The 13,544-nt window shown below is 63.5% G+C and carries 16 protein-coding genes; 14 read left to right on the forward strand and 2 right to left on the reverse strand.

Features of this window, described 5'->3' with window-relative positions; translation table 11 throughout:
• The first annotated feature begins 48 nt into the window (after positions 1-48).
• From ACX3P1_RS08265 to ACX3P1_RS08285, 5 genes are all read left to right on the forward strand, one after another.
• On the forward strand, positions 49-258 hold the full coding sequence (locus ACX3P1_RS08265; RefSeq protein ID WP_459079093.1) for a cold-shock protein: 210 nt from the start codon (positions 49-51) through the stop codon (positions 256-258).
• 192 nt (positions 259-450) lie between these two features.
• A complete protein-coding gene (locus ACX3P1_RS08270; protein ID WP_459079094.1) occupies positions 451-672 on the forward strand; it encodes a hypothetical protein in 222 nt (73 codons plus the stop codon).
• Entirely contained in the window at positions 672-1,076 is a 405-nt protein-coding gene (locus tag ACX3P1_RS08275) for a hypothetical protein (RefSeq protein WP_459079095.1), read from the forward strand. Before ACX3P1_RS08270 ends, ACX3P1_RS08275 begins: the two co-directional genes overlap by 1 nt.
• 3 nt (positions 1,077-1,079) lie before the next feature.
• Positions 1,080-1,253, forward strand: coding sequence for a hypothetical protein (locus ACX3P1_RS08280; RefSeq protein ID WP_459079096.1), 174 nt, complete (start codon positions 1,080-1,082; stop codon positions 1,251-1,253).
• A 17-nt stretch (positions 1,254-1,270) separates the two neighbouring features.
• Entirely contained in the window at positions 1,271-1,570 is a 300-nt protein-coding gene (locus ACX3P1_RS08285; RefSeq protein WP_459079097.1) for a YkgJ family cysteine cluster protein, read from the forward strand.
• A gap of 7 nt (positions 1,571-1,577) precedes the next feature.
• Here ACX3P1_RS08285 and ACX3P1_RS08290 read toward each other — a convergent pair whose 3' ends face one another.
• Together ACX3P1_RS08290 and ACX3P1_RS08295 are read right to left on the reverse strand one after the other, a co-directional pair.
• Positions 1,578-3,164, reverse strand: a complete 1,587-nt coding sequence (locus tag ACX3P1_RS08290; RefSeq protein ID WP_459079098.1) for a peptide chain release factor 3 — start codon at positions 3,162-3,164, stop codon at positions 1,578-1,580.
• A 79-nt stretch (positions 3,165-3,243) separates the two neighbouring features.
• A complete protein-coding gene (locus ACX3P1_RS08295) occupies positions 3,244-4,047 on the reverse strand; it encodes a class II glutamine amidotransferase (protein WP_459079236.1) in 804 nt (267 codons plus the stop codon).
• A gap of 160 nt (positions 4,048-4,207) precedes the next feature.
• Between ACX3P1_RS08295 and dut the strand changes: the two genes are divergently transcribed.
• From dut to ACX3P1_RS08340, 9 genes are all read left to right on the forward strand, one after another.
• Positions 4,208-4,693: a dUTP diphosphatase gene (gene dut, locus ACX3P1_RS08300; protein ID WP_459079099.1), complete on the forward strand. Its 486-nt coding sequence runs from the start codon at positions 4,208-4,210 to the stop codon at positions 4,691-4,693.
• A complete protein-coding gene (locus ACX3P1_RS08305; RefSeq protein ID WP_459079100.1) occupies positions 4,694-5,350 on the forward strand; it encodes an HAD family hydrolase in 657 nt (218 codons plus the stop codon).
• A 102-nt stretch (positions 5,351-5,452) separates the two neighbouring features.
• Positions 5,453-6,256 carry an isocitrate lyase/PEP mutase family protein gene (locus tag ACX3P1_RS08310; RefSeq protein ID WP_459079101.1) on the forward strand — a complete coding sequence of 268 codons (804 nt, stop codon included), beginning with the start codon at positions 5,453-5,455 and terminating at the stop codon, positions 6,254-6,256.
• Entirely contained in the window at positions 6,253-7,257 is a 1,005-nt protein-coding gene (locus ACX3P1_RS08315) for a proline racemase family protein (protein ID WP_459079102.1), read from the forward strand. Before ACX3P1_RS08310 ends, ACX3P1_RS08315 begins: the two co-directional genes overlap by 4 nt.
• 87 nt (positions 7,258-7,344) lie before the next feature.
• The gene (locus ACX3P1_RS08320) at positions 7,345-8,337 is read left to right on the forward strand and encodes an adenosine kinase (protein ID WP_459079103.1); all 993 of its coding nucleotides are present in this window, start codon (positions 7,345-7,347) and stop codon (positions 8,335-8,337) included.
• A 273-nt stretch (positions 8,338-8,610) separates the two neighbouring features.
• Positions 8,611-9,957 (forward strand): substrate-binding protein, encoded by a 1,347-nt coding sequence (locus ACX3P1_RS08325; protein ID WP_459079104.1) that lies wholly within the window; start codon positions 8,611-8,613, stop codon positions 9,955-9,957.
• Between the two features lie 107 nt (positions 9,958-10,064).
• Positions 10,065-10,940 (forward strand): branched-chain amino acid ABC transporter permease, encoded by an 876-nt coding sequence (locus ACX3P1_RS08330; protein WP_459079105.1) that lies wholly within the window; start codon positions 10,065-10,067, stop codon positions 10,938-10,940.
• Between the two features lie 13 nt (positions 10,941-10,953).
• Positions 10,954-12,813 (forward strand): branched-chain amino acid ABC transporter ATP-binding protein/permease, encoded by a 1,860-nt coding sequence (locus tag ACX3P1_RS08335; protein ID WP_459079106.1) that lies wholly within the window; start codon positions 10,954-10,956, stop codon positions 12,811-12,813.
• Positions 12,810-13,508 (forward strand): ABC transporter ATP-binding protein, encoded by a 699-nt coding sequence (locus tag ACX3P1_RS08340; protein ID WP_459079107.1) that lies wholly within the window; start codon positions 12,810-12,812, stop codon positions 13,506-13,508. The genes ACX3P1_RS08335 and ACX3P1_RS08340 overlap by 4 nt, the downstream gene beginning before the upstream one ends.
• Positions 13,509-13,544 lie beyond the last annotated feature (36 nt).

A 13,544-nucleotide genomic window follows, 5' to 3' on the forward strand; every position in this document is an offset into this window, starting at 1 on the left:
ACGCATCCGCGCGGCGGTGAACGAGTATTGCCATGGAAAGGGTTCGTTATGGCCACAGGCACAGTTAAATGGTTCAACGCCACCAAGGGTTTCGGTTTCATCCAGCCTGACGACGGTTCGGCCGACGTCTTCGTCCACATCTCCGCTGTCGAGCGCGCCGGAATGCGCGATCTCGCCGAAGGCCAGAAGCTTGGCTACGAGATGGTCCGTGACAACAAGTCCGGCAAGATGTCCGCCGACCAGTTGAAGGCGGGCTGACACGAATTCAACGCGCCGGCGACCACGGATGTACTGGCGCCGGCGGCGTGGAATTTTACGGGAGGTCAGGCGAAGGCCTGGCCTCTTTCAGTTTTCGCCCCGCGTGAGGGGCGCCCCGAAGCGACCGGGTCGATTTCTGGTACTGCAATGGTTTTTGCTCTATCAGGGGCACTCTAGGTCAGGAGCAAGAATGTGAGCGAACCGTCCAAGCGATCCCGCGACCAGGCCGAATCCATGTTCAGCAAGACGCAAACCCAGGCCATGTCGCTTAATCGGATCGTTTCGGAGCAGGAAGCGGCCAGCCATGCGCGGGAAGTGAAGACCGCGCGGTTGCGGGAGTTGCGGCTGGAAAAGGAAGCGGAAGAACTGGCGGCGGCCACCAAGGCTGCGCCGAAACGGACGGGACGACGCTAATGGCTAAACGTGCGGTACAGGACGGCATCGCCGCCGATTCGACCATTGCAGATGTCGTCGAACGGCTGACCAAGCCGGTCGAATATGTTCGACGCGTCCTTGAAAAGCTGGAGCATTGCCGGCGCGTTCATGGCGACGCACAGGTGCGGCTGGGCGTGCTCAGCCGCTCGGAATGCCCGAACTACCTGATCGAATATGCGCTCGAGGACAAGAAGACCCACCAGGTGACCGTGCATGCGGAGGCCGCCTATAGCGGCAGCACGCATCGCGAGCTTGCCCCACGTCATATCGAGGACGCGAAAAACTGGTCGCCCGAGGAAATGAACATCACCGCCGTCGCGGCGCTGATCGGCCGGTTGCGCAACCCACGCGCAGTGTCGTCCCGCTTTTCGGATGAGGATTGATCCATGGCGATAAAGTTTTCGACCAAGGATCAGTCAAAGACGCCGCCGGCAAAGGCCGGCAAGCCCGCTCCGGCCATCGATGAAAAGACATCGACAGCGGATGCAGCGGGCAGCGACGCCGATCTGTTCGAGGCGGAAACCGTAAAGCCGGCCGCCAGGGGCCGAAAGAAAAAGTAACGCCTTTGGCGACTGCTTTGCCGCTTATCCCGGAATTCGACTGCCAAAGCTGCGGCGCGTGCTGCTCTTACTCATCCGAGTGGCCCCGTTTCTCTATGGAAGACGACGCGCAGCTTGAGCGGATTCCAGCCAAGCTCGTGGCTGTCAACGAAACCGGCATGCGCTGCGAAGGCGCGCGCTGTTCGGCGCTGGCCGGCAAGGTCGGCCAAGCCACTTCCTGCACGATTTACGAAATCCGTCCCGATGTCTGCCGCGCCTGCATGCCGGGCGACGGCGACTGCCTGATTGCCCGAAAGGCTTTTGGTCTGCCGGTGTGATCGGGCTCTAAGCGTCGCGCACCTGATAGTCCTTCACGTCCGCGAAGCGGATCGCCTTCCAACGCTCGGCTTCGTAGTTGAGCGAAAAGGCGTGCTGCGCCAGAAACACCGGGTCCTCGTCGAGATCGCGGGCGATATCGCCGCGATGCGCCTCGATGAAGCGGTCGACTTCGGCCTTGTCGTCGGCCGAAATCCAGCGGCAGACGGAAAAGCGCGCAATCTCGAAATCCACCGGCAGCATGTATTCGACGCTGAGCCGCTCCTTCAGCACGTCGAGTTGCAGCGCGCCGACGACGCCGACGATGGCCGGCGAGCCGTCCTCCGGCGAAAACAACTGCACCACGCCTTCCTCGGCCATCTGGTGCAACGCTTCCTTCAGTTTCTTGGCCTTCATGGCGTCGCCAAGGCGCACGCGGCGCAGGATTTCCGGCGCGAAGTTGGGCACGCCTCGGAACAGCAGTTCCTCGCCCTCGGTTAGCGTATCGCCGATGCGCAACGTGCCGTGGTTGGGAATGCCGACCACGTCGCCGGCATAGGCTTCGTCGGCGGTGACGCGGGTGCGGGCGAAGAAGAACTGCGGCGCCGACAGGCTCATCGGCTTGCCGGTGCGCACCAGCTTGGCCTTCATGCCGCGCTCCAGCCGGCCCGAGCAGACGCGCACGAAGGCGATGCGGTCGCGGTGGTTCGGGTCCATATTGGCCTGGATCTTGAACACGAAGGAGGTCATCTTCTCCTCGGTCGCCTCGACCGTGCGGATGTCGGCTTCCTGCGCGCGCGGCGGCGGCCCGTAGGCGCCCAGCGCCTCGATCAGGTCGCGCACGCCGAAATTGCGCAGCGCCGAGCCGAAATAGACCGGCGTCAGGTGCCCCTCGCGGAACGCTTCGAGGTCGAAGGGGCGGCATGCAACGCGCGCCAGCTCCAGTTCCTCGATGAAGGCCTCGCGCTGGTTTTCCGGCAAAAGGCCGGCGACGCGGTTGGAATCCGGGCCGCTGACCGGCGTGCGCTCTTTTTCGGCATCGCCCCGGCGCACGGCATTATCGGCCAGATGGTAGGTGCCGGAAAAAGTCTTGCCCTGCCCGATCGGCCATGTGATCGGCGCGGTATCCAGCGCCAGCTTCTGTTCGATCTCGTCGAGGATTTCGAATGTGTCGCGAGCCTCGCGGTCCATCTTGTTGACGAAGGTGATGATTGGAATATTGCGCAGCCGGCACACCTCGAACAGCTTTAGCGTGCGTGGCTCGATGCCGCGCGCGGCGTCGATGACCATCACGGCGCTGTCGACTGCCGATAGGGTGCGGTAGGTATCGTCGGCAAAGTCCTCGTGGCCGGGCGTGTCGAGCAGGTTGAAGACGTTGTCGCCATATTCGAAGGTCATCACCGAGGTGACGACCGAGATGCCACGCTCGCGTTCGATCTTCATCCAGTCGGAACGCGTCTGGATGCGGTCCTTCTTGGCCTTGACCTCACCGGCAAGCTGGATCGCGCCGCCGAATAGCAAAAGCTTTTCGGTCAGCGTCGTCTTGCCGGCGTCGGGGTGGGCGATGATCGCGAAGGTCCGGCGGCGCGGCACGGCGTCTTTAATCGTCTCGGTCATTTCGGGAATCCGTTGATGCGCCGGCTTTTACCAGCCCGCTGCTGCCATGTCGAACGGAAATGAAAGCGCCCGAACTGGCTCAGCCGGCCAGCGACAATTGGGCGGCTTCGGCCGGCGCGAAGGGCCGCACCGTGATGCCGGAACGGGTCATGGTGACGAAGCTCGACGGCGGGATCGCCTGCCACTGTTCGCCCTCGCGGTCCAAGGGTTCGGAGACCAGCGACCGCCCGATGCCGTCGCGGAACGGGCCGGTATAAAGCGTCGGCGCCTCGCCGTAGCTGGCATAGCGCACGGCATGCAGCGTCTCGCCATCGGAAAAGGCGGCGGTTAGCTTCAGCGCTGGTTCGATGCCGGCGTTGCGTGCCGCGTCGAAGACGCGCGCCGTGGCGCGAGACACCGCCGCCTGCGCATCTACGGCCAACCCCTCGTCTATCATCAGGAGAAAGAAAAGCTCGGAATCGGTGCCGCCTTCGAGCTGGTCGTAGAGCGCTTCCGGCAGGCTCGCCTCCAACGCCCGCCTTATCCTGTCGAAGCCGAGGATCTGGCCGTTGTGCATGAACGACCAGCGCCCGCTGACGAAAGGATGGCAATTGGCGCGGTTGGTGGCGCCGCCGGTAGAGGCGCGGACATGGGCGAGGAACAGGCCCGATTTGATCTGCCCGCACAGGCTTTTCAGATTGGCGTCGGCCCAGGCCGGCAGGATATCGCGATAAAGCCCGGGCTGCGGCCGCTCGCCGTACCAGGCGAGGCCGAAGCCGTCGGCATTGGTCGATGTCTTGGCCTGCTCCGCGCAATGGCTCTGCGCCACCAGCGAATGGCAGGGAGCCGACACGATGTCTTCGAGGAAAACCGGTTCGCCGAGATAGGCCGCCCATCGGCACATTGTGGTGATCTTTCTGGCAGGCTGCGATGCCGCCACAATCGCTCATCATGGGTAACAAACCGTAAATGCCCGACCCGACCCCCCTCGCAACGGGTAAGAAATCCGTTGATAGAGGTGTTCGGCAATTGACGGTGCCGATCCACCGCCCGATAGGTTCACCATGTCCGCATCATCCCCGAAATCATTCGTCGTCGGCCCCGCCGTCGGTTTCGTTCGCCTGCCGCATGGCGCGGGTCTTCCGTTGCCCGCCTATGAGAGCGTCGGCGCTGCCGGCATGGATTTGCGCGCCGCCGTCGACGACGACAGGCCGCTTCTGATCCTGCCCGGAAAACGCGCATTGGTGCCGACCGGTTTCACCATGGAAATTCCGCTGGGCATGGAAGGGCAGGTCCGGCCGCGCTCGGGTCTTGCCTTCAAGCACGGCATCACCTGCCTGAACACGCCGGGCACCATCGACAGCGACTATCGCGGCGAGGTCAAGGTGCTGCTGGTCAATCTCGGCGACGAGGATTTTGTGGTGACGCGCGGCATGCGCATCGCCCAGATCGTCTTCGCGCAGGTCACGCAAGCGACCGTCGAGGAACGCGATGCCGCCGGCCAGACGGTGCGCGGTGCGGGCGGTTTCGGCTCGACCGGTACCGCCTGAATGGCGGCGCCGAAGCTGGTCATCTTCGATTGCGACGGGGTGCTCGTCGATACCGAGACGCTTGCCAACCGGCGGCTCGCGCAATGGATCACCGAGGCCGGCTATCCAGTCACCTATGAGCAATCGCGAAAAGAGTTTTGCGGCCGCAGCCTGTCTTCGGTCCATGCCGAGTTGAAGGCTGCCGGCACCGATCTCGGCGACGATTTCGTCGAGCGTTGGTATCGCGGGCTGCCCGATCTGTTCGGCGCGGGCGTTGAGGCGATCCCGCATGTTGAAACCTTCATTGCAGCGGTGCAGGCCGCCGGCATCGCCCATTGCGTCGCGTCCTCGGCCCGGATTGACAAGATGCTGCTGACGCTCGGCCAGACCGGGTTGCTGCCGCATTTTTCCGACGTGCTGTTCAGCGCCACCATGGTCGCGCACGGCAAGCCAGCACCTGATCTGTTCCTTCATGCCGCGAAGACGATGGGGTCCGCACCGGCCGACTGCATCGTCATCGAGGACAGCGTGGCCGGAACGCAAGCCGGCATCGCGGCGGGCATGCGTGTTTTCTCCTACCATGGCGACCCGCATTCCGACCGTGAAGGACTGGCCGGCGCCGGCGGCATCCTGTTCGACGACATGCGCGAACTGGCGGCGCTCGTGCCCCTCGCATAAGCTGCCGGCAGCGCTTTCTGAGCCAATCACATCTGTTTGCCCACCACGCAGCGAGGGGGTAGGCTCAGTTCCTGTTTCCGCTCGGACAAGGGTGATGCTTCCATGGACAAGGGCACGATTTTTCGCGATCTTCATGCTTCGACCTTCATTATTCCCAACCCGTGGGACATCGGCACGGCAAAGCTTCTGGCTTCCTTCGGCTTCAAGGCGCTCGCCACCACCAGCGCGGGTTTTGCCTTTTCGCGCGGCCTGCCCGACGGCGGCATAAGCTTCGAGGCGATGATCGCGCATTGCAAGGAACTGGTCAGCGCCACTCATCTGCCGGTTTCCGCCGATCTCGAACGCGGCAAGGGCGACAGCGCCGAACGCGCCGCCGAAACCATCTTCGCCGCCGAGGCCGCCGGGCTAGCCGGCTGCTCGCTGGAGGATTTCTCCGGCGACGACGGCAAGCCGATCTACGATTTTTCGCATGCGGTCGAGCGTGTCGCCGCCGCCGTCGAGGCCGCGCGGGCGCTGAAACGCGATTTCGTCTTTACCGCGCGGGCGGAGAATTTCCTTCATGGCCGCCCCGATCTCGACGATACGATCAAGCGCCTGCAGGCTTTCGAAAAAGCCGGCGCCGACGTTTTGTATGCGCCGGGCATCACCGACGTTGAGACCGTGCGCGCCATCTGTTCGGCGGTCTCGAAACCGGTCAATGTGCTGGCGGTGCCGGGTTTCACGATGGCCGAACTGGAGCAAGCCGGGGCAAAGCGAATTTCGCTCGGTTCGAAGCTGACCAATTTCACCTTCGGCATGCTGGAGCGCGCTTCCAAGGAAATGCTGGAGAAAGGCACCTTCGCCTTCAGCAACGACGCCATGGCGTTCGCGCGGCTGCAGAAGATGTTTTCGACGGACGGCGCATGACGTCTGTCCTGACCGTGACCGACATGCACACCGGCGGCGAGCCGGTGCGCATCGTCACCAGCGGATATCCGGCGATCCCCGCCGGCACCATCCTCGAAAAGCGCGCCTATGTGCGCGCCAGTCTCGACCATCTGCGCAAAATGCTGATGTTCGAGCCCCGCGGCCATTACGATATGTATGGCGTGCTGCCGGTCGCGCCCGATCTGCCGGGCGCCGACCTTGCCGTGCTGTTCATGCACAATGAAGGCTATTCCACCATGTGCGGCCATGCCGTCGTCGCGCTCGGGCGCTACGCGGTCGATCAGGGCATCGTCGCGAAAAAAGAGCCGGTGACGGTCGTCAACATCGAGGCGCCGTGCGGGCTGGTCGTCGCCTCGGTCGAGGTGCGCGATGGCAAGGCCGGCGCGGTGTCGTTCGAAAGCGTGCCGGCCTTTCTCTTCGCCCGCGACCGGGAAATCGACCTGCCCGGCATCGGCAGGGTCCGTTTCGACGTCGCCTATGGCGGCGCATTCTATGCCTTGGCCGACTGCCGGCAGTTCGGGCTGGAATTCGGCACAAGCCGCGCCCGCGATTTTGTCGATGCCGCGACCGCGCTGACGCAGGCGCTGCAGGCCGGTTTCCCTCTCGCGCATCCCGACCATGCCGATCTCGGCTTTCTCTACGGCACCATCCTGACCGATGGAAAGGACGCGTTTTCAGCCGAGCCGACCAAAAATGTCTGCGTCTTCGCCGATGCCGAGGTCGACCGCTCGCCGACCGGCTCGGGCGTCACCGCGCGCCTTGCCGCGATGCACGCCAAGGGCCAGATCGGCATTGGCCAGACCAGGGAGTTCGAAAGCATCGTCGGTTCGCGCTTTTCCGGCTCTGTCGCGAGGACGACCACGGCCGGCGAGCACGACGCCATCGTTGCGCGCGTCGGCGGCCGCGCCTTCTACAGCGGAAAAGCGGAGTTCGCGCTGGAGCCGGACGATGAACTGGGGCGCGGCTTTCTGCTGCGGTAATCGCCTCGAAAGCGACAAGCGGCTGGACAGGCGTGCCCCCCGCATGGCAAGCCGCCTGCAGATTTCAGGGTTTTGGCGGAGACATGAATGCCCGACTATGACGTGCTTTGCATCGGCAATGCCATCGTGGACATCATCGCACAGTGCGACGACGCCTTCCTCGAAACCAACGGCATCGTCAAGGGCGCGATGAACCTGATCGATGCGCGCCGCGCCGAACTTCTCTACAGCCGCATGGGACCGGCGATCGAGGCGTCGGGCGGAAGTGCGGGCAACACCGCCGCCGGCATCGCTTCCTTCGGCAGCCGTTCGGCCTATTTCGGCAAGGTGGCGCAGGATCATCTGGGCGGCATCTTCACCCACGACATCCGCGCCCATGGCGTCGCCTTCGACACGAAACCGCTCGAAAAAGACCCGCCCACCGCGCGCTCGATGATTTTCGTGACGCCGGATGGCGAGCGTTCGATGAACACCTATCTCGGCGCCTGCGTCGAGCTTGGCCCCAACGACGTCGAGGGCGACAAGGCGAGCAACGCCAAGGTCACCTATTTCGAGGGCTATCTGTGGGACCCGCCGCTGGCCAAGGAGGCGATCCGCCAGACCGCGAAGCTGGCACATGCCGCTGGCCGCGAAGTGGCAATGACGCTGTCGGACTCGTTTTGTGTCGACCGCTACCGCGACGAGTTCCTGGACCTGATGCGTTCGGGCACCGTCGACATCGTCTTCGCCAACAGCAACGAGATAAAATCGCTCTACCAGACGGATTCCTTTGACGACGCCGTGGCGCTGATCCGAAAAGACTGCAAGCTCGCCGCCGTCACCCGCTCCGAGCACGGCTCGGTCATCGTGCGCGGCGACGAGACGGTGACGGTCGAGGCGGCCCGCATCGGCGAACTGGTGGACACCACGGGCGCTGGCGATCTCTACGCCGCCGGCTTCCTGCACGGCTATACGCAAGGGCGCGACCTGAAGGCCTGCGGCGATCTCGGCTCGCTGGCCGCCGGCCTGGTGATCCAGCAGATCGGCCCGCGCCCGCGCCAGAACCTTCGCGACGAAGCCAAAAAGGCCGGGCTACTTTAAAGGATGCTGCCCAAAAACCGGTTTCGGCTTTTCGATCCGATGCCGCGGCGTGAATTCGCATCAAGTCAGGTTCAGGTCAGGTTGAATTCAGGAAGCGATCAGCTTTGTGCCGTTTACTCCGCCATCTGGACCGGGTGGGAGGAGCTGATCCGGATGGTTTGACTGTAGGTGGTGCGCTGTGCGTGCCGGCCTGCGGTCATCAGGATATTCCTCCCCGCGAAGGAACTGGCGCCTGCACGACGTGCAGGGCGAAAATTCTAGGGAGGAAACCAAATGTCTGATAATATTAAACGCCCCGCTGTCTGGACACGCCGCCAGACGCTGCTGACCGGCATGGGTCTTGCCGGCGGCGCCATGCTGCCTATGGGCTTGACGCGCGCCGCTTTCGGCCAGGACAAGCCCGCCATCGGGACCTGGCCTGCCGGCTCGGAAGGGGATTCGGTTTTCGTCGGCGCTTCCGTGCCGCGCACCGGCACTTATGCGGTGCAGGGCGAGGACGAACTCAAGGGCTACCAACTCGCCGTCGAGCACATGAATTCCGGCCACGAGCTGATGAAGGCGATCTCGCCCAAGACCACCAAGGGCGTGCTCGGCAAGGAAGTGAAGCTCGGCGTCGCAGATTCGGGCGCCAAGCCCAACGAGGCCGTGCAGGCGCAGCAGCGTTTCATCAGTGAGAACAAGGCGGTGATGATCACTGGCGGCACGTCGAGCGCCGTCGCGGTCGCGCTGAACAAGCTGGCGCAGCGCGAAAAGGTTCTTTTCGTGTGCGGCATCTCCGGTTCGAACGACACCACCGGCAAGGACTGCGTGCGCTACGGCTTCCGCCAGAACTTCTTTGGCCAGACGGCCGCCGCCGCGATCGCGCCGGTTATCACCAAGGAGTTCGGCAAGGACCTCAAGGTCGCCTACATGACGCCGGACTATACCTATGGCCATACCGTCACCAAATCGATGCAGGACATGACGGCGGAAGCCGGCTGGACGACCGTTACCAACCAGGTGTCGCCGCTCGGCGCGCCGGACTTCTCGTCCTATCTGCTCAACATCGTCAACTCCGGCGCCGACGTCCTCGTCAACGTCAATTGGGGTCACGACGCGGTGCTGTCGATCCAGCAGGCCAAGCAGTTCGGCGTGCTCGACAAGATGAAGCTCGTCGTGCCTTACCAGATACCGTTCCTGGCGCGAGAAACCGGTGGTCTCATGCAGGGCGTCTATGCGGCCACCGAATACTGGTGGACGATGGAGAACGAGTATCCGCTCGCCAAGATGTTCAACGACACGTTCGAGGCGAAGTACGGCTACAAGCCGGAATGGGGCGCTGAAAACGCCTATATCAGCTTCGCCCACTGGGCGCGGATGGTGGAAGAAGCCGGCAGCTTCTATCCGCCGGACGTCATCAAGTCGTACGAAAAGGGCGAGACCATCCCCTCGCTTACCGGCGACGTGCACTATCGTCCCGAAGACCATCAGTGCGTCCGCTCCGTCACCATCGTGAAGGGCAAGATGGAAGCCGACATGAAGAACAAGGAAGACTATTACGACATCATCGAAACGGTGCCCGGTGAAGGGATCATGCAGGCGACCGACGCCTTCGGCTGCAAGCTCGGCGACTACACCTGACACGACGGGTTCGACGTGGCGCGGACGGCACAAGCCGCCCGCGCCACACACCCGCCGCATCGATATGGCGGCGGGTTTCTCAGAGGAAGGGGATGCGGTAATCCGCCATGGTCAATTGGGCTAATTTTGTCTCGCAACTGTTCAACGGGCTGGCGCTCGGCGCGCTTCTGGCGCTGATCTCGTCGGGCCTGACGATCATTTACGGCACGCTGGGCGTGCTCAACCTGGCGCATGGCGCCATGTTCATGCTCGGCGGCTATGCCGGCTATGTCGCTTTCACCTATACCGATTCCTTTGTCGTCGCGGTGATTGCCGGATCGCTGTTCGTGATGATCGTCGGCATCCTGATGGAACGCATCGTCATCCGTCATTTCTACGACCGCCCGCACGAGGACCAGCTTCTGGTCACGTTCGGCATCGGCATTGTTTTTGTTGAGCTCGTGCGCTTGTTCTTTTCGAGCGACTCCAAGCTGGTGCCGCCGCCGCCGGCGCTGCAGGGCATCACCCCGCTTGGCTTCATGTTCTATCCGACCTATCGGCTGGCGGTTGTCGGCATCGTCGCAGTGGCGCTGCTCGCGCTGTTCTTCGTGCTGTATCGCAGCCGCCTCGGCATGATCGTGCGCGCCGGCATCGAGGATTCGGTGATGGTTTCCTCGCTCGGCATCAACGTCCATCGCGTGTTCATGATCGTGTTCGGCATCGGCGCCATGGCGGCGGGGTTTGCCGGCATCGTCAATGCACCGATCGTCTCGCTGACGCCGGGCATCGGCGACGATATATTGGTCGAAACTTTCGTGGTGGTGGTGATCGGCGGTGTCGGGTCGTTCCCCGGTGCCGTGCTGGGCGGGTTGATCGCCGGCGAAATCATCAGCATCACCTCCATGTTCAACCCGGGTTACGCCTATGTCATGCTGTTCGCGGTGATGACGCTGGTGCTTGTGCTGCGCCCTCACGGGTTGCTTGGCGCCCAAGGCAGAGAGTGAGCGCGGTAGCCCAATGTTGAAAGCACGTCCCTATCTTATCGAGGCGCTCACCGCGATCGGCCTGATCGCCGCGCCGTTCATCCTGCCTTATCTCGGCTTTGCGCCGAACACGGTCAACCGCATCGTCGTATGGGGTCTGTTCGGCATCGGCTTCGACATATTGTTCGGCTTCACCGGCCTGTTGTCGTTCGGCCAGTCGGCCTTCTACGGCACCGGCGGTTTCTTTGCCGCCTATCTCCTGACCCGCGCCGGCTTCCCCTATGTGATACCGGCGCTGGTCCTCGGCATGATCGTGGCGGCGGCGGTCGGCTACCTCGTCGGCCTGATTGCGCTCAGGCGCACCGGCATCTATTTCGCCATGATTACGGTGGCGATCGCGGAGGTGTTCTACTTCGTTGAGTTCAATCCGCTGGCCCACTGGACCGGCGGCGAAAACGGCCTGCCCGGCGTGCCGACGCCAAGCCTCTATCTCGGCTTCACGACGCTGCATTTCACCACCGGCTGGTCGCTCTACCAGTTCCTGGCGGTGTGCTACTTCATCGGCATCGTTCTGGCCTTGCGCATCGTGCGTTCGCCGGTCGGCGCCATCTTCCGCGCCATCCGCGAAAACCCGCTGCGCGCCACCGCCATCGGCCACAACATCCACAGCTACAAGCTGACGGCTTTCGTCATCGCCGCCGCCTATGCCGGTTTCGCCGGCGGCTGCCTTGGCGTGATGCAGGCGTTCATGCCGCCGGACGCCTTCATGTTCGAAACGTCGGGCCAGCTCATCATGCAGTCCGCCATCGGCGGCATCGGCACGCTGTTCGGTCCGCTTCTCGGCGCCGCCGTCTGGCTGTTCCTGCAGGACTTTTTGCAGTCTGCCCTTGGCCTCGGCGCTGCGTGGAAGCTCGTGCTCGGCCTCGTCTTCGTGCTTCTGGTGTGCTTCCTGCGCCGCGGCCTGATCGGCGGCATCGCCGATCTCTACGCCTATGCTACCGGCCAGCGGACGAAAGCGGAGCCGGAGGCGGAGACGCTTGAACCAGTCGCCGGCCCGGCGGCGGAAGCGAAGGCGGCGCGCGTACCGGCAACTGCGGCTCCGGTCCGTCATCGCGCCGGTGCGGTTTCCTCGGGACCGATCTTGCAGGCAACCGGCCTGACTCGGCGCTTTGGCGGCCTCGTCGCCAACAACAATATCGACTTCACCGTCGATCACGGTGCGCTGCAAGGCATCATCGGCCCCAACGGCGCCGGCAAGTCGACCTTCTTCAAGATGCTGACCTGCGAGCTTGCGCCTTCTTCCGGCAAGATCGTCTTCGAGGGCCGCGACATTACCGGCATGTCGGTCACCGACGTGTGCCAACTCGGCCTGACCAAGAGCTACCAGGTCAACCAGTTGTTCAACCGGCTGACGGTGCGCGAAAACGTCACCGTTGCGGCACTGGCCGAATTGCGCGGCCCCTTCAAGCTCGACCTGTTCCGCAACATGAACAACATGCCGGAGCTTGACGAGCAGGTCGAGCAGACGCTGGAACTGATCAACCTGACCGGCCGCGTCGATACGCCGGTGTCGGACCTGGCCTATGGCGAAAAGCGTCGGCTGGAAATCGGCCTGGCGCTGGCGTCCTCGCCGAGCCTGCTTTTGCTGGACGAGCCGCTTGCCGGCATGAGCCCGCGCGAGCGCGTCGAGACGGTGGCGCTGTTGAAGGCGATCAGCGCGGGACGTACCATGGTCGTCATCGACCATGACATGGATTCGCTGTTCGAACTGGTCGACAAGGTCACCGTGCTTCAGGAAGGCGAGGTGCTGGTGGAAGGCACGCCGGACGAAATCAAGAGCAATGAAAAGGTGCAGGAAGCCTATCTCGGCGGCATGCGCGGGGTGTTCGAATGAGTCTTCTAGAGGTCGCAGGGCTCAACAGCTATTACGGCGACAGCCATATCCTGTTCGACGTGTCGATGCATGTCGAGCGCAATGAGGTGGTGGCGCTGCTGGGGCGCAACGGCGCCGGCAAAAGCACCACGCTGAAAAGCCTGATGGGCGTGCTGACGCCGAAATCCGGCTCGGTGAAATTCGACGGCGCGGAGATTGCCGGCAAGAAAAGCCATGTCATCGCGCTGGCGGGCATGCAGCTTGTGCATGAGGACCGCCGCATCTTCGGCAGCCTCAATGTCGAGGACAACCTGACGCTGGCCGGGTTGACCGCCAAGACCAGATGGCCGCTGGAGCGCATCTACGAAATGCTCCCGCGCCTCAAGGAGCGCCGCACCAGCCGCGGCACCGACCTTTCCGGCGGCGAGCAGCAGATGCTGGCCATCGCCCGCGCCTTGATCCGCGACCCGAAGGTAATTCTCCTCGACGAGCCGTTCGAAGGGCTGGCGCCGATCATCGTTCGCGACCTTCTGGCCGTTTGCAAGAAGCTGGCGGCGGAGGGGCAGACGATCGTCATCGTCGAGCAGAACATCGCGGCAGCACTCTCCATCGCCAACCGCGCCTACATCCTCAACAACGGCCACATCGTCTTCGACGGCACCCCGCAGGACCTCAAGGCGACGCCGGCCATCCTCAGCCGCTATCTCGGCGTGTGAGCGCCCCGGCTCCGCCCGGTCGCAGCCACCGCTTCG

The sequence above is a fragment of the Mesorhizobium sp. A623 genome, from assembly GCF_054489405.1.